This is a genomic window from Pseudomonas sp. GD03842, from assembly GCF_029841165.1.
Classification (GTDB): Bacteria; Pseudomonadota; Gammaproteobacteria; order Pseudomonadales; family Pseudomonadaceae; genus Aquipseudomonas.
Window position 1 is genome coordinate 26,651 of sequence record NZ_JAOCEA010000018.1, and the last position, 21,740, is coordinate 48,390.

Annotated in this window: 21 protein-coding genes; 17 read left to right on the forward strand and 4 right to left on the reverse strand. The window is 58.6% G+C overall.

All coding sequences use genetic code 11. From position 1 onward, the window contains the following. Window positions 1-7 precede the first annotated feature (7 nt). The 12 genes from rplR (at window position 8) to bfr (ending at window position 6,679) form a co-directional block, all read left to right on the forward strand. Window positions 8-358 carry a 50S ribosomal protein L18 gene (gene rplR, locus N5D61_RS22195; protein ID WP_037017727.1) on the forward strand — a complete coding sequence of 117 codons (351 nt, stop codon included), beginning with the start codon at window positions 8-10 and terminating at the stop codon, window positions 356-358. 3 nt (window positions 359-361) lie between these two features. Continuing rightward, entirely contained in the window at window positions 362-862 is a 501-nt protein-coding gene (rpsE, locus tag N5D61_RS22200) for a 30S ribosomal protein S5 (protein ID WP_108240400.1), read from the forward strand. Window positions 863-864: 2 nt separating this feature from the next. Next, window positions 865-1,041: a 50S ribosomal protein L30 gene (rpmD, locus tag N5D61_RS22205; RefSeq protein ID WP_108240399.1), complete on the forward strand. Its 177-nt coding sequence runs from the start codon at window positions 865-867 to the stop codon at window positions 1,039-1,041. 3 nt (window positions 1,042-1,044) lie between these two features. Further along, complete coding sequence (gene rplO, locus N5D61_RS22210) at window positions 1,045-1,476, forward strand: 50S ribosomal protein L15 (RefSeq protein ID WP_108240398.1); 432 nt, start codon at window positions 1,045-1,047, stop codon at window positions 1,474-1,476. Next, window positions 1,477-2,808, forward strand: a complete 1,332-nt coding sequence (secY, locus tag N5D61_RS22215; protein ID WP_062384496.1) for a preprotein translocase subunit SecY — start codon at window positions 1,477-1,479, stop codon at window positions 2,806-2,808. Between the two features lie 28 nt (window positions 2,809-2,836). Further along, the gene (gene rpmJ / locus N5D61_RS22220) at window positions 2,837-2,953 is read left to right on the forward strand and encodes a 50S ribosomal protein L36 (protein WP_002555468.1); all 117 of its coding nucleotides are present in this window, start codon (window positions 2,837-2,839) and stop codon (window positions 2,951-2,953) included. Between the two features lie 131 nt (window positions 2,954-3,084). Beyond that, the gene (gene rpsM, locus N5D61_RS22225) at window positions 3,085-3,441 is read left to right on the forward strand and encodes a 30S ribosomal protein S13 (RefSeq protein ID WP_003186020.1); all 357 of its coding nucleotides are present in this window, start codon (window positions 3,085-3,087) and stop codon (window positions 3,439-3,441) included. A gap of 30 nt (window positions 3,442-3,471) precedes the next feature. Continuing rightward, window positions 3,472-3,861 carry a 30S ribosomal protein S11 gene (gene rpsK / locus N5D61_RS22230; protein WP_002555466.1) on the forward strand — a complete coding sequence of 130 codons (390 nt, stop codon included), beginning with the start codon at window positions 3,472-3,474 and terminating at the stop codon, window positions 3,859-3,861. Between the two features lie 18 nt (window positions 3,862-3,879). After that, window positions 3,880-4,500, forward strand: a complete 621-nt coding sequence (gene rpsD, locus N5D61_RS22235) for a 30S ribosomal protein S4 (RefSeq protein WP_108240397.1) — start codon at window positions 3,880-3,882, stop codon at window positions 4,498-4,500. A gap of 22 nt (window positions 4,501-4,522) precedes the next feature. Next, entirely contained in the window at window positions 4,523-5,524 is a 1,002-nt protein-coding gene (gene rpoA / locus N5D61_RS22240; protein WP_007970428.1) for a DNA-directed RNA polymerase subunit alpha, read from the forward strand. A gap of 42 nt (window positions 5,525-5,566) precedes the next feature. Further along, window positions 5,567-5,953 carry a 50S ribosomal protein L17 gene (gene rplQ / locus N5D61_RS22245; RefSeq protein WP_279894241.1) on the forward strand — a complete coding sequence of 129 codons (387 nt, stop codon included), beginning with the start codon at window positions 5,567-5,569 and terminating at the stop codon, window positions 5,951-5,953. Between the two features lie 261 nt (window positions 5,954-6,214). Then, window positions 6,215-6,679 (forward strand): bacterioferritin, encoded by a 465-nt coding sequence (gene bfr, locus N5D61_RS22250; protein WP_108240395.1) that lies wholly within the window; start codon window positions 6,215-6,217, stop codon window positions 6,677-6,679. 74 nt (window positions 6,680-6,753) lie between these two features. Here the strand turns inward: bfr and uvrA are convergent, their stop codons facing one another. Further along, the gene (gene uvrA, locus N5D61_RS22255) at window positions 6,754-9,588 is read right to left on the reverse strand and encodes an excinuclease ABC subunit UvrA (protein WP_279894242.1); all 2,835 of its coding nucleotides are present in this window, start codon (window positions 9,586-9,588) and stop codon (window positions 6,754-6,756) included. 187 nt (window positions 9,589-9,775) lie between these two features. Here uvrA and N5D61_RS22260 point away from each other — a divergent pair, with 187 nt between their 5' ends. Both N5D61_RS22260 and N5D61_RS22265 read left to right on the forward strand, forming a co-directional pair. Next, window positions 9,776-11,170 carry an MFS transporter gene (locus tag N5D61_RS22260; RefSeq protein WP_279894243.1) on the forward strand — a complete coding sequence of 465 codons (1,395 nt, stop codon included), beginning with the start codon at window positions 9,776-9,778 and terminating at the stop codon, window positions 11,168-11,170. 9 nt (window positions 11,171-11,179) lie between these two features. Then, window positions 11,180-11,701 carry a single-stranded DNA-binding protein gene (locus N5D61_RS22265; RefSeq protein ID WP_108239508.1) on the forward strand — a complete coding sequence of 174 codons (522 nt, stop codon included), beginning with the start codon at window positions 11,180-11,182 and terminating at the stop codon, window positions 11,699-11,701. Window positions 11,702-11,817: 116 nt separating this feature from the next. Here the strand turns inward: N5D61_RS22265 and N5D61_RS22270 are convergent, their stop codons facing one another. After that, the gene (locus N5D61_RS22270; protein WP_108239509.1) at window positions 11,818-12,294 is read right to left on the reverse strand and encodes a nuclear transport factor 2 family protein; all 477 of its coding nucleotides are present in this window, start codon (window positions 12,292-12,294) and stop codon (window positions 11,818-11,820) included. A 61-nt stretch (window positions 12,295-12,355) separates the two neighbouring features. Then, window positions 12,356-12,928, reverse strand: a complete 573-nt coding sequence (locus tag N5D61_RS22275) for a TetR family transcriptional regulator (protein WP_279894274.1) — start codon at window positions 12,926-12,928, stop codon at window positions 12,356-12,358. 189 nt (window positions 12,929-13,117) lie between these two features. Here N5D61_RS22275 and N5D61_RS22280 point away from each other — a divergent pair, with 189 nt between their 5' ends. After that, the gene (locus tag N5D61_RS22280; protein WP_347881584.1) at window positions 13,118-15,268 is read left to right on the forward strand and encodes a mechanosensitive ion channel domain-containing protein; all 2,151 of its coding nucleotides are present in this window, start codon (window positions 13,118-13,120) and stop codon (window positions 15,266-15,268) included. A gap of 87 nt (window positions 15,269-15,355) precedes the next feature. On the opposite strand, the gene N5D61_RS22285 is transcribed toward N5D61_RS22280, so the two are convergent. After that, window positions 15,356-19,660 carry a DEAD/DEAH box helicase gene (locus N5D61_RS22285; RefSeq protein ID WP_279894245.1) on the reverse strand — a complete coding sequence of 1,435 codons (4,305 nt, stop codon included), beginning with the start codon at window positions 19,658-19,660 and terminating at the stop codon, window positions 15,356-15,358. A gap of 222 nt (window positions 19,661-19,882) precedes the next feature. On the opposite strand from N5D61_RS22285, the gene N5D61_RS22290 reads away from it, so the two are divergent. Together N5D61_RS22290 and N5D61_RS22295 are read left to right on the forward strand one after the other, a co-directional pair. Next, the gene (locus N5D61_RS22290) at window positions 19,883-20,767 is read left to right on the forward strand and encodes a sugar nucleotide-binding protein (protein ID WP_108239511.1); all 885 of its coding nucleotides are present in this window, start codon (window positions 19,883-19,885) and stop codon (window positions 20,765-20,767) included. Beyond that, window positions 20,760-21,689 carry an NAD-dependent epimerase/dehydratase family protein gene (locus tag N5D61_RS22295; protein ID WP_108239512.1) on the forward strand — a complete coding sequence of 310 codons (930 nt, stop codon included), beginning with the start codon at window positions 20,760-20,762 and terminating at the stop codon, window positions 21,687-21,689. Before N5D61_RS22290 ends, N5D61_RS22295 begins: the two co-directional genes overlap by 8 nt. The last annotated feature ends 51 nt before the right edge of the window (window positions 21,690-21,740 follow it).

The window sequence follows — 21,740 nt, forward strand, 5'->3', positions numbered from 1 at the left end:
ATAGCAAATGACCGTCAAAAAAGTTACCCGACTGCGTCGCGCTCGCAAAGCACGCCTGAAAATGCACGAACTCGAAGTCGTGCGTCTCTGCGTGTACCGCTCTTCGCAGCACATTTATGCCCAGGTCATCTCGGCCGACGGCAGCAAAGTCCTGGCAAACGCTTCGACTTTGGACAAAGAACTGCGTGATGGGGCCACTGGCAACATCGACGCGGCCACTAAAGTTGGCCAGCTGATCGCTGAGCGCGCGAAAGCCGCTGGTGTATCTCAAGTGGCTTTTGATCGTTCTGGCTTCAAGTACCACGGTCGCGTCAAGGCGCTGGCTGATGCTGCTCGTGAAGGCGGGCTGGAGTTCTAAGTTATGGCAAATAACGACCAAAAACGCGACGAAGGCTACATCGAGAAGCTGGTTCAGGTTAATCGCGTAGCAAAAACCGTAAAAGGCGGCCGTATCTTCACTTTCACCGCGTTGACCGTGGTGGGTGATGGTAAAGGTCGTGTTGGCTTCGGCCGTGGCAAATCCCGTGAAGTGCCTGCTGCAATTCAGAAGGCCATGGAAGCTGCCCGCCGCAACATGATCCAAGTCGATCTGAACGGTACCACGCTGCAGTACGCCATGAAGTCCGCTCACGGTGCTTCGAAGGTTTACATGCAGCCTGCTTCTGAAGGTACCGGTATCATCGCCGGCGGCGCCATGCGTGCTGTTCTGGAAGTGGCAGGTGTTCAGAACGTCCTGGCTAAGTGCTACGGTTCGACCAATCCGGTCAACGTTGTTCACGCAACGTTCAAGGGTTTGAAGTCCATGCAGTCTCCTGAGTCCATCGCTGCCAAGCGCGGCCTGAACGTTGAGGAGATCATCTGATCATGGCTACCGTAAAAGTAACGCTGGTCAAGAGCGTCAGCGGCCGCATCCCTAGCCACAAATTGTGCGTTAAGGGTCTGGGTCTGCGTCGCATCGGTCACACTGTAGAAGTCGCTGACACCCCGGAAAATCGAGGGATGATCAATAAGGCTTACTACATGCTGCGCGTCGAGGGTTAATCGATGAAACTCAATGATCTGAGTCCTGCGCCGGGTTCCCGCCGCGAGAAGCATCGTCCGGGCCGTGGTATCGGTAGCGGTTTGGGTAAGACCGGTGGCCGTGGCCACAAAGGTCAAACCTCCCGCTCCGGTGGCACCATTGCTCCGGGTTTCGAAGGCGGTCAACAGCCTTTGCATCGTCGTCTGCCTAAGTTTGGCTTCGTCTCCTTGAAAGCGATGGATCGTGCAGAAGTCCGCACCTCCGAGCTGGCCAAGGTTGAAGGCGTCGTCACTTTGCAGTCCCTGAAGGATGCCAACGTGATCAACCAAAACGTACAGCGTGTGAAAATCATGCTGTCCGGTGAGGTTACTCGCGCGGTCACCCTCAAAGGTATCGCAGCCACCAAAGGTGCGCGTGCGGCTATCGAAGCAGCTGGCGGCAAATTCGAGGAATAAATGGCTAAGCAAGGTGCTCTCTCAGCGCTCAGCAAAAGCGGCGGGTTGTCCGAACTCTGGGCTCGTCTGCGTTTCCTGTTCCTGGCGATTATCGTCTATCGGATCGGTGCGCATATCCCAGTTCCAGGTATCAATCCTGACCGCTTGGCTGACCTGTTTCGACAGAATGAGGGGACTATTCTTAGCCTGTTCAACATGTTTTCCGGTGGTGCGCTGGAGCGCATGAGCATCTTTGCACTGGGGATCATGCCGTACATCTCGGCATCGATCATCATGCAGCTCATGACCGCTGTCAGCCCGCAACTGGAGCAGTTGAAGAAGGAAGGTGAGGCTGGTCGTCGCAAGATCAGCCAGTACACCCGCTATGGCACCGTCGTCCTGGCGCTGGTTCAAGCTATTGGCATGTCCATTGGCTTGGCCGGTCAGGGCGTTGCTTTCTCTGCTGATATCGGCTTCCACTTCGTGGCAGTCACCACCTTTGTGGCCGGTGCACTCTTCATGATGTGGCTTGGCGAGCAGATTACCGAGCGCGGTGTTGGTAACGGTATCTCGATGTTGATTTTTTCGGGTATCGTCGCCGGTCTTCCGAGAGCGATCGGACAGTCTTTCGAGTCTGCCCGTCAGGGTGATATCAACATTTTCGCTTTGGTCGCAATCGGTTTGTTGGCAGTAGCGATCATCGGTTTCGTGGTGTTCATCGAGCGTGGTCAGCGTCGTATCGCTGTCCATTACGCCAAGCGTCAGCAAGGCCGCAAGGTCTTTGCGGCGCAGACGAGCCACCTGCCGTTGAAGGTGAACATGGCTGGTGTTATTCCAGCCATTTTCGCAAGCAGCATTCTGCTGTTCCCGGCTTCGCTGGGTGCCTGGTTTGGTCAGTCCGAGGGTATGGGCTGGCTTCAGGATATCTCGCAGTCGATCGCTCCTGGTCAGCCGTTGAATATTCTGCTGTTTAGTGCAGGGATCATTTTCTTCTGCTTCTTCTACACGGCGTTGATGTTCAATCCGAAAGACGTAGCGGAAAACCTGAAGAAGTCCGGTGCCTTTATTCCGGGCATTCGTCCTGGTGAGCAGTCTGCGCGCTATATCGATGGCGTTCTGACCCGTCTGACCATGTTCGGTGCTCTCTATATGATGGCCGTATGCTTGTTGCCCCAGTTCCTGGTCGTGGCTGCAAACGTGCCGTTCTACCTTGGCGGGACTTCGTTGCTGATCGTGGTCGTGGTTGTGATGGACTTCATGTCCCAAGTGCAATCTCACCTCGTTTCGCACCAGTATGAATCCCTGATGAAGAAAGCCAACCTGAAGGGCTACGGCAGCGGAATGCTGCGCTGAAGCACCCATAAGGTTCGAGGAGTTGGTGATGAAAGTTCGTGCATCGGTGAAAAAACTGTGCCGTAACTGCAAGATTATTCGCCGCGAAGGTGTCGTTCGAGTAATTTGCAGCGCGGAACCACGTCACAAGCAGCGCCAAGGCTGATTGTGATCTGTGCTATAAGCCCAGCAGCTAGTGCGCTGCTGGGTTGATTATTTGTTATTACAGCGATATTATCTCGCGCCCTATTTCTTGGCTTCCGGGGCGTAGGTAGCTGTCAATTGGAGTCCCACTGAATGGCCCGTATTGCAGGCGTTAACATTCCAGATAACAAGCATACTGTTATCTCGCTGACCTACATCTATGGTGTTGGTCGCACGACTGCACAGAAAATCTGTGCCGTGACCGGGGTAAACCCGGCAGCAAAGATCAAAGATCTGAGCGACGAGCAAATTGAACAGCTGCGTGGCGAAGTCGCGAAGTTCACCACTGAAGGTGACCTGCGTCGCGAAATCAACATGAAAATCAAGCGCTTGATGGACCTCGGTTGCTATCGCGGTCTGCGTCATCGTCGTGGTCTGCCAGTACGCGGTCAGCGTACCAAGACCAACGCGCGTACCCGTAAAGGTCCGCGTAAGCCGATCCGCAAGTAATCGCGCCAGCGAATCGACAGGAATTAAATCATGGCAAAACCTGCTGCTCGTCCTCGTAAAAAAGTTAAAAAGACAGTGGTTGATGGCATCGCCCACATCCATGCATCTTTTAACAACACCATCGTGACCATTACCGACCGTCAAGGTAACGCTCTTTCCTGGGCAACCTCCGGTGGTTCGGGTTTCCGCGGTTCCCGTAAGTCCACCCCGTTCGCAGCTCAAGTTGCTGCAGAGCGTGCTGGTCAAGCTGCGCTGGAATATGGCCTGAAGAACCTCGACGTCAACGTCAAGGGCCCAGGTCCAGGTCGTGAATCCGCTGTCCGTGCTTTGAACGGCTGTGGCTACAAGATCGCCAGCATCACCGACGTGACGCCAATCCCGCATAACGGGTGCCGTCCGCCGAAGAAGCGCCGCGTGTAATCCAGGAGATTGTAAAGAATGGCTCGTTACATTGGTCCAAAATGCAAACTCGCTCGTCGCGAAGGCACCGATCTCTTCCTGAAGAGCGGCGTGCGCGCTATCGAATCGAAGTGCAACATTGAAGCAGCACCTGGTATCCACGGCCAACGCCGCGGTCGCCAGTCCGACTACGGTACCCAATTGCGTGAAAAGCAAAAGGTCCGTCGTATTTATGGCGTTCTCGAGCGTCAGTTCAGCGGTTACTACAAGCAAGCTGCCAGCAAGAAAGGCGCTACTGGTGAGAACCTGCTGCAACTACTCGAATGCCGTCTGGACAACGTTGTATACCGTATGGGCTTTGGTTCGACTCGTGCCGAATCGCGTCAGCTGGTATCGCACAAGTCGGTTAGCGTAAACGGCAAAACCGTTAACGTTCCTTCCTACCAGGTTCGTGCTGGTGACGTCGTGGCGATTCGCGAAAAGGCGAAGAACCAACTGCGTATTGTCCAGGCTCTCGATCTGTGTGCCCAACGTGGCCGCGTAGAATGGGTAGAAGTAGACACTGAGAAGAAATCGGGCGTCTTCAAAAACGTTCCAGCTCGCAGTGATCTGTCCGCCGACATCAACGAAAGCCTGATTGTCGAGCTCTACTCCAAGTAAGGGCTAGAAAATAGGTGCATCCATGCAGATTTCGGTAAATGAGTTTCTGACACCCCGCCACATCGATGTGCAGGTTGTCAGTCCAACCCGCGCCAAGATCACGCTCGAGCCTCTCGAGCGTGGTTTCGGCCATACCCTGGGCAACGCGCTGCGCCGCATCCTGTTGTCCTCCATGCCCGGCTGTGCAGTAGTCGAGGCCGAGATTGACGGTGTACTCCATGAGTACAGCGCGATCGAAGGTGTACAGGAAGACGTCATTGAAATCCTGTTGAACCTGAAAGGTCTGGCTATCAAGCTGCACGGTCGAGACGAAGTTACGCTGACCTTGTCGAAGAAGGGTTCGGGGGTGGTTACCGCTGCCGATATTCAGCTGGATCATGATGTCGAGATCGTTAACCCCGATCACGTAATCGCTAACCTGGCGTCCAACGGCGCCCTGAACATGAAGCTCGTGGTAGCTCGTGGTCGCGGTTATGAGCCAGCAGACTCGCGTCAAAGCGATGAGGATGAAAGCCGCAGCATCGGTCGCTTGCAGCTCGATTCTTCGTTCAGCCCGGTTCGTCGCATCGCATACGTGGTGGAAAACGCCCGTGTCGAGCAGCGGACCAACCTGGACAAACTGGTTATTGATCTGGAAACCAACGGTACCCTGGACCCTGAAGAGGCCATCCGTCGCGCAGCCACCATCCTGCAACAGCAGTTGGCTGCCTTCGTCGACCTCAAAGGTGACAGCGAACCGGTTGTAGTCGAGCAGGAAGACGAGATTGATCCAATCCTGCTTCGTCCGGTTGACGATTTGGAACTGACCGTACGTTCGGCCAACTGCCTTAAGGCGGAGAACATCTATTACATCGGTGACCTGATTCAGCGCACTGAAGTAGAGCTGTTGAAGACTCCGAACCTGGGCAAGAAGTCCTTGACTGAAATCAAGGACGTCCTGGCTTCTCGTGGTCTCTCCCTCGGCATGCGCCTCGACAACTGGCCGCCTGCAAGTCTTAAGAAGGACGACAAGGCGACTGCCTGATCGTCGTAATCACCGAACGTTGTGTTTGGTAAGGAATGAACCATGCGTCATCGTAAAAGTGGACGTCACCTGAGCCGTACCAGCTCTCACCGCAAAGCCATGTTTCAAAACATGGCGGTGTCGCTGTTCGAGCACGAGCTGATCAAAACTACTCTGCCAAAAGCCAAAGAGCTGCGTCGCGTTGCCGAGCCGCTGATCACTTTGGCCAAGAACGACAGCGTTGCTAACCGTCGTCTGGCTTTCGACCGTACTCGTTCGAAAGAAGCCGTTGGTAAGCTGTTCAACGATCTGGGCAAGCGCTATGCGAGCCGTGAAGGTGGCTATCTGCGTATCCTGAAGTGCGGTTTCCGCGCTGGCGACAATGCGCCTATGGCCTATGTCGAGCTGGTCGATCGTCCAGTCGGTGGCGTTGTAGAAGCTGCTGAGTAAGACGTCAGTCGTTACTAAAAACCGGGCCCAGTGCCCGGTTTTTTGTTTTCAGCGTTTAGGGTTAAACACAACGCATTATCTTCTGGCAGAAAGGTTATTGCGCTAATCGCTAGTGATAAAGAGAACTCTCCTCATTTATCGGCATTTTCGGCACTAAATATCAAATATTCGCGATTTTTCTTCATTTTCTCGCCCATGGAGAGATGACCTCGCACGGATGTTGGTTCACACTATGGTCTTTCATGAAGGAGATCCTCGGCGATGCAAGGCCACCCGGACGTCATCGACTACCTCAACACGCTGCTGACCGGCGAATTGGCTGCGCGCGACCAGTATTTCATTCATTCTCGGATGTACGAGGATTGGGGTTTCAGCAAGTTGTATGAGCGCATCAATCACGAGATGGAGGAAGAGGCGCAACACGCTGATGCGCTAATGCGCCGAATCCTGATGCTCGAGGGCACGCCGCGGATGCGCCCTGATGATCTGGATGTGGGTACGACGGTGCCTGAGATGCTTGCCAGCGACCTTCGCCTGGAATACAAGGTGCGCGCTGCGCTTTGTAAAGGCATCGCGCTGTGCGAGCAGCATAAGGACTATGTCAGCCGCGACATCCTTCGCCTGCAGTTGGCCGACACTGAAGAAGATCACACCTACTGGCTCGAAAAGCAGCTGGGCCTCATCAAATCCATTGGCCTGGAAAATTACCTGCAATCCCAGTTCTGATTTGTGCAAAAAAAAAAGCCCCTGCCATGGTAATCATTGGCAGGGGCTTTTTCGTTTCCCTCCGAATCACGCCATCAAGCGCGGTCACGCTCAAGTAGCGGTTTCAGGTAGTGCCCCGTATAGGATTGTTTCATTGCCGCCACTTGTTCCGGTGTGCCGGTGGCGATGATTTGCCCGCCTTTCGACCCGCCTTCGGGACCCAGATCCACCAGCCAGTCCGCCGTCTTGATCACGTCCAGGTTGTGTTCGATCACCACCACGGTATTCCCGTGATCACGTAAACGGTGCAACACGTCGAGCAATTGCTGGATGTCGGCGAAGTGCAACCCGGTTGTCGGCTCGTCGAGGATGTACAGCGTTTTCCCTGTGTCCCGCTTAGATAGCTCTCGAGACAACTTCACACGCTGCGCTTCGCCGCCTGAGAGCGTCGTCGCCGATTGCCCCAGTTTGATGTAGGACAGCCCGACGTCCATCAACGTCTGTAGTTTGCGCGCCAATGCGGGCACCGCGTCAAAGAACGCTCGAGCTTCTTCGATGGTCATTTCGAGCACTTCATGGATGCTTTTTCCCTTGTATTTGATCTCAAGGGTCTCGCGGTTGTAGCGCTTGCTCTTACAGACGTCGCATGGCACGTAGATGTCGGGCAGAAAGTGCATTTCCACCTTGATCAGCCCGTCGCCTTGGCACGCCTCGCACCGGCCGCCTTTGACATTGAAGGAGAACCGGCCTGGGCCATAACCGCGTGAGCGGGATTCCGGTACGCCTGCAAACAGTTCGCGGATAGGCGTGAACAACCCCGTGTAGGTAGCCGGGTTGGAGCGTGGCGTGCGTCCGATTGGGCTCTGGTCGATGTCCACGACCTTGTCCAAGTGCTGCAAGCCATCGATGCTGTCGTGCGCTGCGGCTTCAAGCGTGGTCGCGCCATTCAGCGCCGTGGCGCTCAAGGGAAATAGAGTGTTGTTGATCAGCGTCGATTTGCCCGAGCCCGAAACCCCGGTCACGCACGTCAGCAGCCCGATAGGAATCTCGAGATCCACGTTACGCAGGTTGTTGCCGCGCGCACCCTTGATCTTGAGCGAGAGTTTCTTGTTGCGTGGGGTACGTTCGGCAGGCACTTGGATCTTCACGCGCCCTGACAGGTATTTACCGGTCAGCGATTCCGGGTGCGCCATGACATCCTGTGGAGTGCCTTCCGCCACGATGCTGCCACCGTGCACGCCAGCCCCCGGGCCGATGTCCACTACGTAATCGGCCAGGCGAATCGCATCTTCGTCGTGCTCGACGACGATCACGGTATTACCGATATCGCGCAGATGACGAAGGGTGTCGAGCAGCCGATCGTTGTCCCGCTGGTGCAGGCCGATGGACGGCTCGTCGAGAATGTACATGACGCCCACGAGACCTGCACCGATCTGACTCGCCAGGCGGATGCGCTGTGCTTCCCCGCCGGAAAGCGTATCGGCGCTGCGATCCAGCGTCAGGTAATCGAGGCCTACGTTTACCAGGAACTGCAGCCGCTCACGGATTTCCTTGAGGATCTTGTCGGCGATTTCTCCGCGCCTTCCCGTAAGTTTCAACGCGCCGAAATAATCAGTGGCGTCGCCAATCGGCAAGCTGGTTACTGCGGGCAATGTCTTGTCGCCAACCCAAACATGGCGTGCTTCGCGGCGCAGACGGGTGCCACGGCAGTCAGGGCAAGGCTGGGTGCTGAGGAATTTTGCCAATTCTTCGCGAACCGTGACGGATTCTGTTTCGCGATAACGACGTTCGAGATTGGGCACGATCCCTTCGAAGGGGTGCGCACGCTTCACGATGTCGCCACGGTCGTTCAGGTAGCGGAAATCGACGTTTTGCGTACCGCTGCCATTCAGAAGGGCTTTCTGCTGGTCAGCAGGCAGCTCCTTGAACGGGACCTCCAGGCTGAAGCCATAGTGTTGCGCCAACGAGCCCAGCATTTGGAAGTAATAGACGTTACGCCGATCCCACCCGCGAATGGCGCCCTCGGCCAATGTCAGATCGCCGTTTACCAGCCGCTTCGCGTCGAAGAATTGCTTGACGCCCAAGCCGTCACAGGTCGGACAGGCGCCCGCTGGGTTGTTGAACGAGAAAAGCTTGGGTTCAAGTTCGCTGATGGCATGACCGCAGATAGGGCAGGCGAAGCGGGCGGAGAAAATCATCTCTTCACCCGGCTCGTCGTCCATCGGTGCGACCAATGCGATGCCATCTGCCAGCTTCAACGCAGTTTCGAAAGACTCGGCCAAGCGCTGCTGCAGATCTGAGCGAACCTTGAACCGGTCGACGACGACGTCAATGGAATGCTTCTTCTGTTTGTCCAGCTTTGGTAACTCGTCGAGTTCGCAGAGTTTGCCGTCGACTCGGGCACGAACGAAACCTTGGGCGCGCAGTTCTTCGAAAATTGCGAGGTGCTCACCTTTGCGCTCGCGCACTACCGGCGCCAACAGCATCAGCTTGCGGCCCTCGGGCTCCGCCAGCACGAGATCGACCATTTGGCTGACCGTCTGGGCTTCGAGCGGGATATCGTGATCCGGACAACGAGGGGTTCCTACGCGGGCATACAACAGGCGCAGGTAGTCGTAAATTTCCGTGATCGTTCCGACTGTTGAGCGTGGGTTGTGAGACGTTGATTTCTGTTCGATGGAAATCGCGGGCGACAGGCCTTCAATGGTGTCGACGTCCGGTTTCTCCATCATGGAAAGGAATTGCCGCGCATAGGCCGACAATGATTCGACGTAGCGGCGTTGACCTTCGGCATACAGGGTGTCGAACGCCAGCGACGACTTACCGGATCCAGAAAGCCCGGTAATCACGATCAATTTGTCGCGCGGCAGGGTCAGGTCGATGTTCTTCAGGTTGTGGGTTCGAGCCCCACGAATCAGGATCTTGTCCAAGGTGGCCTCGCACGGCGGGCGTAAAACGCAGGAGTATACGGCCAAATACTGGATGGATGCACACTATTGAGGGGCTTGATGCCGTACCGGGAAAAAAGAAGATTCCTGCGATACGCGGCAAAGCGTCGTATGTGCTGTCCCTCGATGGGACTGGTAGAATCGCCGCCGGTTCACATGAGGTTCTTCCATGCACGATTCTCACAGCGAGCGCATGAGTGGCAGCGAAACCCGCGCGGCGGGCGGGCTGGCACTGGTGTTCGCGTTCCGTATGCTTGGCATGTTCATGGTGCTGCCGGTTCTGGCCACCTACGGCATGGACCTGGCTGGCGCTAGCCCAGCGCTCATTGGCCTGGCGATTGGCGCCTATGGCCTGACTCAAGCGGTTCTGCAAATTCCGTTCGGCATCATTTCCGATCGTATCGGTCGCCGCCCGATCATCTATCTCGGGCTGGTGGTGTTCGCGCTGGGCAGTGTATTGGCAGCCCAATCGACCTCGATCTGGGGAGTCATCGCCGGGCGCATCCTCCAGGGAGCTGGCGCGATTTCCGCAGCCGTCATGGCATTGCTGTCCGACTTGACCCGCGAACAGCACCGGACAAAAGCCATGGCCATGATCGGCATGACCATCGGCGTTTCGTTTGCGGTGGCGATGGTGGTGGGGCCGGTCCTGACCAGCGCATTCGGCTTGTCCGGGCTATTTCTGGCCACCGGCGCCATGGCGTTGATCGGTATCCTCATTGTTGCGTTCGTGGTGCCCAAGTCCACCGTTACGCTGCAACATCGCGAGTCCGGGCTGGCCAGGCAAGCCCTCGGCGCTACGCTTCGTCATCCAGACTTGCTGCGTCTCGACCTGGGCATTTTCGCGCTGCATGCGATGCTGATGTCCAGCTTCGTGGCGTTACCGCTCGCATTGGTCCAGAAGGCGGGGCTGCCGAAAGAGCAGCATTGGTGGGTTTACCTCACGGCGTTGCTGATTTCTTTCTTCGCGATGATTCCGTTCATCATCTACGGCGAAAAGAAGCGCCAAATGAAGCGTATCCTGCTCGGTGCCGTCGTGGTGCTGATGCTCACCGAACTGTTTTTCTGGGAGTTCGGTAATACCCTTCGGGCCCTGGTGATCGGTACGGTTGTGTTCTTCACCGCCTTCAATCTGCTGGAGGCGTCGCTGCCTTCGCTGATCAGCAAAGTTTCTCCGGCAGGCGGCAAGGGCACGGCGATGGGGATTTACTCCACTAGCCAGTTTCTGGGGTCGGCAGCGGGAGGCATTCTCGGCGGGTGGTTGTTTCAGCATGGGGGGTTGGATGGGGTGTTCCTGGGGGGCGCAGCGCTCGCCGCCATTTGGCTGGCATTTGCTGTTACCATGCGTGACCCCCCCTATGTCACCAGCCTTCGCCTGCCGTTGTCGCCCGAGGCTCAACGCGATACAGGGCTTGCCGATCGTGTACTGGCGGTGCGTGGGGTAACAGATGCAGTGGTGGTGGTCGACGAAGGCGCCATCTATATCAAATTTGACAAAGAACAGTTGGATCGGGCGTCTTTCGACGAAGTGGTCAATCCAGCGTCGGAAACGTGTGAAGCCTAGGAGAACGTTATGGCCCGTGGGGTTAACAAAGTCATATTGGTCGGTACATGCGGCCAGGATCCTGAAGTTCGCTATCTGCCTAACGGGAATGCCGTGACGAATCTGAGTCTGGCGACCAGCGAGCAATGGACCGACAAACAGACGGGCCAGAAAGTCGAACGGACCGAATGGCATCGCGTCTCGATGTTCGGCAAGGTCGCCGAAATCGCGGGTGAGTACCTGCGCAAAGGCTCCCAAGTCTACATCGAAGGTAAATTGCAGACGCGTGAGTGGGAAAAAGACGGCATTAAGCGCTACACCACCGAGATCATTGTCGACATGCAGGGCACCATGCAACTGCTGGGCGGCCGTCCTCAAGGTGATGCGCAGCAGGGCCAGGGTGGCGGTGGCTATCAGAATTCCGCACCTCGTCCGCAGCAATCGCGCCCGCAATCGGCACCACAGCCGCAGCGTGAGTCGCGCCCGGCCCCACAGCAAGCGCCTCAGCCTGCACCTGATTTCGACAGTTTCGATGATGACATTCCGTTCTGAGGAACCGTCCTATCGGCGCTGACGCATCAAAAAAGCCCCCGCACAGCCTAGCTGCACGGGGGCTTTTTAATGGGGCACCCATACCGAAGTGCCGTGCTCGAACCTTGCGGCAGGCGTTACAGCCCCAGTTCTGACAGGCCAGGATGAGTGTCAGGACGTCGCCCCAGTGGCCAATGGAATTTGCGCTCCGATTCTTTGATGGGCATGTCGTTGATGCAAGCGAAGCGGCGGTGCATCAAGCCGTCTTCGTTGAACTCCCAGTTCTCGTTGCCGTAAGAGCGGAACCAGTTTCCGGAGTCGTCGTGCCATTCGTAGGCGTAGCGCACCGCAATGCGGTTGTCGGTGAATGCCCAGAGTTCTTTGATCAGGCGGTAGTCGAGTTCCTTTTTCCATTTACGCGTCAGAAAGGCCTTGGCTTCCTCGCGGTTGGTGGCGAACTCGGCGCGGTTACGCCATTGAGTGTCGAGGGTATAGGCCAGCGATACTTTTTCCGGATCACGGCTGTTCCAGCCGTCTTCGGCAAGTCGAACTTTTTCGATGGCCGATTCACGAGTGAAAGGGGGAAGTGGCGGGCGAGTCTGAGCGTTGGACATGGCAGAGCCTCCAGGGGAAATTGGATACAGCGGTCATTGGAGCGTTCTTGGAGCTCAGGCCCTATGGCGGAGTGGCCTGTTTCAGTAATAACTGCGCAACATCCCTTGCGCTGTCTGCGGCGTCGTAATCACCCATGACGCGGGCGGTTGTGATCGCGCCCTCCATGAGCACCAGCAGCTGTTTGGCCAGCACTGCCGGTTGCGCGATGTTCAGTTGCTCGGTCAGTTCCTGGGTGTAGTCGAGCAGTTTCTGCTTGTGCAACTTGGCGATCAGCCGGATTGGGTCGTTTGGATCGCCCACTTCCCCCGCGGTGTTGATGAATGCGCAGCCGTGGAAGCCTTCCGATTCGAACCAGCCTTTGAGCACCGTAAACATATTGAGGATGCGGCCTTGCGGGGTGTCGGCCTTATCGGATTCTGTCCTGAACCAGTTCATCCAGCGCACATCGCGGGCATTAAGCGCGGCGGCGGCGACTTCATCCTTGGTTGCGAAGTAGCGGTAAATACTTTTTCTGGCCACGCCGGATGTCTTTACCAGCAGGTCCATGCCAGTGGCATGAATCCCGTTTCGATAAATGAGTTGTTCCGCCGTCGCGAGAATTCTTTCGCGTGTATCAGTCAGGGGTGCGTTCATGGAATTAAAGGTAGAACGATCGTTCTCCTTGGTCAAGCGGCTTTTGAAAATTTCCTGCTTTGCAAGATCGTTGGCCGAAGTCGGCAGATGAAGCTTGCTGAAACCGCCGAACTTGCAGGGTAAATTTCGATCAGTTCCTGAGGGCTTTGATTTTGCCGTCCTCATGACTGACAGGGAGTGACCTGCGTTTTGTCGAATCTTTTCAAATCCGTTCTGTTTCTGTTCCTCGTCTTCGGTTTCGGCAGCTTCAATGTGCAGGCGGCAGATCCGCCCGCTGCAGCCACGGCCCAATCGAGCGCGCCCGCAGATGCCCCGGCCGAGCCCGAAAAACCGGAGATTCTGGTCGAAGGCGGCCTGCTGGGGGCGCTCAGTTCGAGCATTGACAGCGTCCAAGACAAGCTTGATTTGGACAAGCATCTGCTGGATTCCTGGCGATTGCGGGCCGATCGTGCGGCCGACGAATTGGGCGTGCTGGTCAACAAACCTTCCTCCCGTTCACGTTGGGCAATGGTGGGGGATTTCCTCATCCTGTCGACGGTCTGGATTGGGGCTTTTCTCCTGCTGAACTGGATCGGCAGGTTTGCCGCCAGCCGTTTGGCGCGGCATCGGTTTCTTCAAAGGCGTGAGCGGGTCAATGGCGTATTGAGTTACGTGTTGCCGTACATGATCCCGGCACTGATTTGCCTTCCGCTCACGCTGTATGTGAGTCACTTCATGCCAGTGTCGATCGGGCGCGCGCTGGCGCTGTGCCTGGCCTACTCCACCAGCAGCGGTATCTTCTCAACGTCGGTGCTGATGTCGGTCATCATGCTGTTCAACGCTGGGCACAAGCGTCCGGCGGTTCGGGTCATTCGAGGCTACGCGCCGCACCCGCTATTCATTGTCGGGTTCTTTGCGGCCCTGAGCGACGCACTGACCAGCCCGCAGATTTCTCGGCAGATTGGCGGCAATGTCACCACAAGTGTTGCGGCATTTACCGGGCTGATGGCCTCGATCATGTTCTGCATCGTAGTGATTCGGATGCGTCGCCCCGTCGCGCACCTGATCAGAAACCGGCCATTGAGCGCCCGCCTTTCTCAGCCGGCATTGCAACAAACGCTAAAGATATTTTCGAGCCTGTGGCACTTGCCTATCTTGCTGATGATTCTGGTCTCTGCGGTAAGTCTGATTGGCGCTGGAGAAGACAGCCAGGAAGCTTTGCGCTGCGCGATCCTCACTACGATTCTGCTGATCGGGACGGTGTTTCTCAGCACGCTTTTCCAGCACATGTTCAAGCCGGTGGAAGCTCGCACAGGGCGTGTCTATAAGGAGCGGCTGCTCAGTTTGCTGCATGCGGTATTGCGAATCGGACTGGCCATCGGCTTCATCGAGCTGTTGGGACGGATCTGGGGTTTTTCGCTGTTCGAGTTTGCTCAGCGCAACGCCTTGGGCAAGGTCATCAGTGACTCACTGAGCAGTATCGGCCTGATCCTCCTGGTGACCTGGCTGCTGTGGGTCGTCATGGACACGGCCATTCAGGAGGCGCTCAAGCCGCCCACCAATGGCCGTTCCGCGCGTCAGCCCAGCACCCGAGTCAAGACCATCCTGCCGCTGCTGCGCAATGCCATAAAAATCATTTTGGTGGTGATCTGCACCATCACCACAATGGCCAACCTCGGCATCAACGTTGCCCCTCTGCTGGCGGGTGCAGGGGTGGTCGGTCTGGCCATCGGTTTCGGCTCGCAGCAATTGGTGCAAGATGTGATTACCGGGCTGTTCATCATCATTGAAGACACGATTTCTATCGGCGACTGGGTAGTGCTGGATTCGGGGCACGCCGGCACTGTGGAAAGCCTGACCATCCGCACGCTGCGGTTGCGCGACGGCAAAGGGTTCGTTCATTCGGTGCCCTTTGGCCAAATCAAGGCAGTGACCAACCAATCCCGACAATTTGCCTATGCCTTCTTCTCGTTCCAGTTCACGTACGACTCGGACATCGATTCGGCCACCTCGCTCATCCGTGAGGCCGGGCAGGCGATCAGCGATGACTTCCTGCTGTCGAGCAAACTTCAGGGGCCATTGGAGGTGTTCGGTCTGGACCGCATGGACATGAACGGTATCGTGATCACGGCCCAGTTCCGGACTTCATCGGGCGGGCAATATGCAGTGAGCCGTGCCTTCAACGATCGACTCAAGCGTCTGGTGGACAAGGCGCCTGACGTCCGCTTCGCGCAGACCTATCCACAGCTCGTGATGAGCCCGCACAATCCTCAGCCCCCACAGGAAGAGGGGAGCGGCCAAGCACTTGTGCCCGGCAAAGCCACGGTGGTTAACAAGGATGGTTCGGAAAGCCCCATCTGACGGCCCTTCGTGTGAATGGCCTCTTAGAGGCAGTGCGCTCCCCGGAAGATGCCGAACCGGGGGGCGATCACTCAGGCGTTGTGGAGGTCATCTGAAAAGCCGTTCCCGCACCTGCAGCATCAATTCGGCGTCTAGCTCGCCCCAATATTGGGGCTTGCCGGCGATCACGGCGGCAATGGGTACGCCGTCGCAGTACACCAATCGATTTCCGACCACCGCGGGGACCTTGACGCCTGGCAGCAGCGTGCCCGCCAAGTTGAGCGGATCGACGCCACTCACACCGATCAGGCTGCCGTCCAAGGGCCGTTTGCGCACTTCTCGCAACACCGGAATCGCTTCGGGCAACGCGAACTGCTCCCCCGCGAGCCCGGCGACGAATCGGCCGCCCCGAATCACGCCACGAGCCTCCAGGCGATGGAAGGTACGCAGCAGCTCGCGCCAGCTTGGCAGCCAGTCCGCTTCGCGTTCCAGCAGGCGCCAAAACACCACGCCGTACCGTCGCAGCAGCGTCATGGCAATGTGTTCAAGGGTATCGCTATCCGGTTTCGGAGACGGACCACCGGGCGCGCGCCGCAACAATGCCCAACGCCCTGCATCGTCCATCCCGCCGATGAATGCCCCTCGATTGCGCCGATGGGACGGCACTGTACGTCGGCTGGCGGGCGCAATGAGCGCGCGCAAGCCGGCGAAGCTGTCAGCGTTGACCAGGCCTGCGCCCACCAGCTCCTGTAAAGCGTTCTCCAATTCGGTACGCAGCAAGTGCGCCTCGGCACTGAGTTCATCGAAGAACATGGCGCCCTGAGTCGACAGCACCTCATGCACCCGCTGTGCCCGCAGGGACAACTCGGTGGGAGCCGGTTGCTCGGTAAGAGCGCTCCACAGTCGCACCTGTGGGCGGGGCAGCAGGACAATAGGCGTGCTTTTCAGTGCGGCGCTGCTCACCTTGTTGCGGCTGGTGAGACGCATCCATACCACTTTGCCGGAGCGGCACAGTTCATCCAGCCAATGGGCGGAGTAGTCCTTCAGACGCGCGGGGAGAATGTCGCTGTCCCATGCGCTGGCGGCTGCGGAAAACCCTTCCAATTGGCCGACCACTTCTGGCAGCGCGGCTTTGCCCTGACTTTGCGCCGCGCGCGACACATGCTGCCAGTCGAAAAGGAAACGCACGAGGTCTTGCAGCGACACCGGTTCGATTTCCCGGCGCAGCCGCTTGACGGTGTAGCGATGGATACGGGACAGCAGATGCCGCTCGCACCATTGCTCTTCGTCGGCACCGGGGCTGAAGCGACCTCGCAAGACGTAGCCTTCGCTTTCCAGACGGGTCAGCACCTGAACAATGTCGCTGGTCGATAACGCCAAAGGTTCGGCAATGGCGCGGACCGTCAGAGGACCAAACCCGCTGAGCCGTGCACGCACCAGTTCGACCCTGGCTTCGTCTTCGTTCCACGTTTCATCGAAGCCAGGCAGTGCGGCCAGTGTGGGATGCATTTCCGCGCAGGGATAGACCGCCTGCACACATGCCAGGCGCTCCAAGGCAATCCACACGGCCTGATCGGGCGTCACCTGCAACCGGGTCGCGTGGCCCGAACGAGCAAGGCTTTCCAGCCACGACATCCAGCCGGTTTGATCTCGGGCCTCGGTGCCACTGATACAGCCCAGGCTCATCAAGGCTTCGTGCATCTCATCAGCGCCCTGCGGCTGTGGCCAGGCTTCCTCGGCCACGGCACGTATGGCTTCATCGTCCAGCGCGCCCAAGTCGTCGGTCGATTCTGGGTCGCTCCAGCGTCTGCTGAGGACGGCTTGGGTGCGCCGTTCCTCCAACGGTGCGTCGTCGAGGAACGTGTAAGGTTTGGCATTCAGGATCTCGGCGGCGAGCGGGGAAGGGGCCGGCAGGTCACGGCTGATCAGCCGGACCTCACCCGTTTCCATGCGCCGCAACACCGTCAGCCAGCCTTCGGCGTCCATCGCTTCGTGAAGGCAATCGTCAAGGGTCTGCTCGACAAGGGGATGGTCAGGGACTTCACGCTCGCCCACCAGGTTTTCCAGGCAGGCGATCTGGTCGGGAAAGACCGTCGCGATCAGGTCTTCGCTTTTCATCCGTTGCAATTGCGGTGCGACCTTGCGCCCGCCTGCGTAACGCGGCAAGGCCAACGCCACACCGGCATTCCAGCGCCAGCGCACGCCGAACAACGGTGCATCGAGCACTGCCTGGGTCAGCGTGTGCTCGGCAGTGTTGGAATGCAAGTAACGCCAGACCTCGTCCAGCGGAAAACTGTGGGTGGTAGACAGCGACAGTACGATGGTGTCTTCGCTGGCCGCCGCCTGGAGTTCGAAGTTGAAGGTGCGACAAAAGCGTTTGCGCAGCGCCAGGCCCCAGGCGCGGTTGATGCGGCTGCCGAATGGGGTATGAATCACCAGTTGAGTGCCGCCGGATTCGTCGAAAAAGCGCTCCATGACCAGCGTGTCCTGGGAGGGCAGCGCGCCCAGAACGTTGTACGCCCGCGCCAGGTACTCCACCAATTGCTCGGCGCTGTCGTTGCCCAGGCCCAAGGTGCTCATCAGCCATTCGACGCAGGGGCCGGGCTGGCCGGAACTCTCGCCGAGTCGATGATCGATCGCCGCCTGCAAGCGCGCCACGGCAAATGAGAGTTCATCGCTGCGCCCAGGCGCTTCTCCGAGCCAGAATGGAATGTTCGGCGGTGCGCCTTGGGCGTCTTCGACCCGTACGCGGCCCGATTCGACACGCAAGATCCGGTACGACGTGTTGCCCAACTGGAAGATGTCTCCAGCGATGCTTTCCACTGCGAAATCTTCATTGACCGTGCCGATGTTCAAAGCCTGTGGCTCAAGGATCACGCTGTAGTCGGCATTGTCCGGAATCGTCCCGCCGCTGGTCACTGCCGTGAGCTTGCTGCCTCGGCGCCCCCGCAGCGTGCGAGTGACGGCGTCACGGTGCAGGTAGGCGGCCCGCACGCCCTGACGGCCACTGTAGCCTTCGGCGAGCATGGCCAGCAGCGCTTGGTAGTGGCCTTCGTCTACTTCTGCGTAGGGGAACGCTTTGCGAAACATCGCCAGCAGCGCCTGCTCTTCCCACTCCTGGCAGCTGACCTCGGCGATGATTTGCTGGGCCAGCACATCCAGCGGAGCCTTCGGAATCGACAGCGTGTCAAGTTCGCCCCGGCGTACGCAGTCCAGCAGGGCCGCGCACTCGATCAGGTCGTCGCGAGAGATGGCAAACAGTCGCCCCTTGGGGGTTCCGCCGACATGGTGGCCCGAACGTCCGACGCGTTGTAGAAAGGCGGCGATGGAACGTGGGGAACTGATCTGGCACACCAGGTCGACATCGCCGATATCGATCCCCAGTTCCAGTGAAGCCGTGGCGATCAGGACCTGCAATTCACCGCGCTTGAGCCGTTGCTCGGCGTCCAGGCGCTGCTCCTTGGCCAGGCTGCCGTGGTGGGCCGCCACGGCTTCCTTGCCCAAGCGCTCACTCAGATGGCGTGCCATGCGTTCGGCCAGCCGCCGCGTGTTGACGAAAATCAGCGTGGTCCGGTGCTCGCGCGTCAGTTCGGCCAGACGGTCATACACCAGTTGCCAGACGTCGTTGGCCATCACGGCGCTCAGCGGGACGGGAGGGACTTCAATGGCCAGATCGCGAGGGCGAGCATGGCCGATGTCGACAATGGCGCAGGGCCTGCTGACCGGGTCGGCCCCCACCAGAAAGCGCGACACCCGCTCGATGGGTTTTTGCGTGGCTGAAAGTCCGATCCGCAGCAAGGGTTCGGCGCACAGCGCCTGCAGACGCTCCAGGCTGAGTGCCAAGTGGCTGCCGCGTTTGCTGGCGGCGATCGCGTGGATCTCATCGACGATGACTGTTTGGGTACCCGACAGCATGCGTCGCCCCGATTCAGAACCCAGCAGCACGTAAAGCGATTCGGGGGTGGTCACCAGAATGTGTGGCGCGGACTTGCGCATGGCGTTGCGCTCTTTCTGCGGGGTGTCGCCGGTGCGCACGGCAGTGCTGATCCGCAATCCCGGCAGGCCCTGCTTTTCGAGCTGCTCCGTGATGCCGGCCAGCGGGTGCTGAAGGTTGATCTGGATGTCGTTTGACAGCGCCTTGAGGGGGGAGACATACACGACGAAGGTCTGGTCAGGCAATTGCCCGCCCATGGCCAGGCCTTGGTGAACCAAATCGTCGATTACCGCAAGGAACGCCGTCAGGGTTTTGCCCGAGCCCGTAGGGGCTGCGATCAAGGTGGATTGGCGCTGCTTGATCAGCGGCCACGCCTGGGCCTGCGCCGTGGTGACGGCGGCAAAGGTGTGCGTGAACCAGTCGCTGACCGCCGGGTGAAAAGCGTCAAGCACCGGGTCCGGGGACTTGAGAAAATTCATGAGAGCTTTATGCGGGCGCCGGGCCGCAGATGCAAGGCCCGGCGATCGGCGCTTGCACCCCTCTCGCCGTGGACGGCAAGCGATGGGCAAATGCCTGCACAGAAGGGGCGCCATTGCATTGCAGCCCGTGCACCTCTTGGGGCTTGTCCCTGGTACGTGTTATGTTTGCGACCGTTTTTCACTTCTTTTTCAATTGAATCCAAGACCGAGCCTGCTGACTCTATGCGAATGCGCCTTATGCTGTTGGGCGGTGGGAATGCCCTTGGGCAGGCGTTGATTCGTCTGGGTGCCGAGGAGGACATTGGCTTCCTCGCACCGCGTCCACCGCAAGACGGATGGGATGCGGCAAGCCTGACGCAACTGCTCGATGACACCCGCCCGGATGCCTTGATCAACCTGGCCTACTACTACGACTGGTTTCAGTCGCAGAGCGTGAGTGCTGAACGCCTGGAGGGCCAGGAGCGTGCTGTCGAGCGTCTGGCCGAGCTGTGCCAGCATCACAATATCATTCTTGTCCAGCCGTCGAGCTATCGCGTGTTCGATGGCTCGCGGGCGACGGCTTACAGTGAAAAAGACGAACCCATGCCGCTCGGCGTCAGGGGCCAGGCATTGTGGCGTATCGAACAGAGCGTTCGCGCAGCGTGCCCTCAGCATGTGCTGGTGCGTTTCGGCTGGCTGCTGGACGACAGCGCCGATGGCGTGCTCGGTCGCTTCCTGACCCGGGCCGAGACGGCGGGCGAGTTGTTGCTCGCTGACGACCGCCGCGGCAACCCGACGCCCGTCGATGACGCGGCTCGTGTGATCATCTCGGTGCTCAAACAGCTCGACTGCGCAGCGCCTTTGTGGGGCACCTACCATTACGCCGGTCACGAAGCCACCACGCCGCTGGCGTTGGGTCAGGCCGTGCTGACCGAAGCGCGACTGATGCGTGAGCTGGCAATCGAAGCACCCACCGCTCAAGCCCATGCCGCGAGCCCTGATGCTGCCGAAGAGCCGCAGAACGCGGTGCTCACCTGCAAGAAAATCCTTCACACCTTTGGTATCAAGCCCCGCGCATGGCGTGCCGGTTTGCCCAGCTTATTGGACCGCTATTACCGTCATGTCTGACGCACCTGTTCTCATCACCGGCGGCGCCGGTTTCATCGGCTCGCATCTGGTGGACGCCTTGTTGGCCAAGGGGTACGCGGTGCGCGTGCTGGATGACCTGTCTGCCGGTAAACGCAGCAACCTGCCACTGGACAACCCGCGGGTCGAATTGATCGAGGGCGACGTTGCCGATGCCGCATTGGTCGCGCACGCTGCCAAAGGTTGTCGGGCGGTGGCGCATCTGGCGGCGGTGGCATCGGTTCAGGCGTCCGTGGATGACCCGGTAAGAACGCACCAGAGCAATTTCGTCGGCACGTTGAATGTCTGTGAGGCCATGCGCCTGGCCGGGATCCAGCGTGTCGTTTTCGCTTCCAGCGCTGCCGTCTACGGCAACAATGGCGAAGGTGAGGCGATTACCGAAGACACCCCCAAAGCCCCGCTGACGCCTTACGCTGCGGACAAACTGGCCAGCGAGCACTATCTGGATTTCTACCGGCGTCAGCACGCGCTGGAACCGGTGATCTTCCGCTTCTTCAATATTTTCGGGCCCCGGCAGGATCCTTCCTCGCCATACTCTGGCGTGATTAGCATCTTCGCCGAGCGGGCCGAGAAGGGGCTGCCGATTTCGGTGTTCGGCGATGGCGAACAGACTCGGGACTTTTTCTACGTCGAAGACCTCGTCGACATCGTGGTGCAAGGGCTGGAAATGCCGGGCATCGAAGAAGGGGCGGTCAATGTGGGTCTCAATGCCACCACTTCGTTGAATGAGTTGCTGGCTGCGTTCGGCCAAGTCGTGGGCGATCTTCCGCCGGTGACCTATCTGCCCGCGCGGTCGGGCGACATCAAACATTCGCGAGCCGACAACCGCCGCTTGCTCGCGCGCTTCAAGGTCCCAGAGCCGACCCCGCTGAACGCCGGGTTGGCCCGCCTGTTGGGGCGCTGAGCCCATAAACGCAAAAAGGCTCCGGTGAGCGGAGCCTTTTCTGACGCTCCC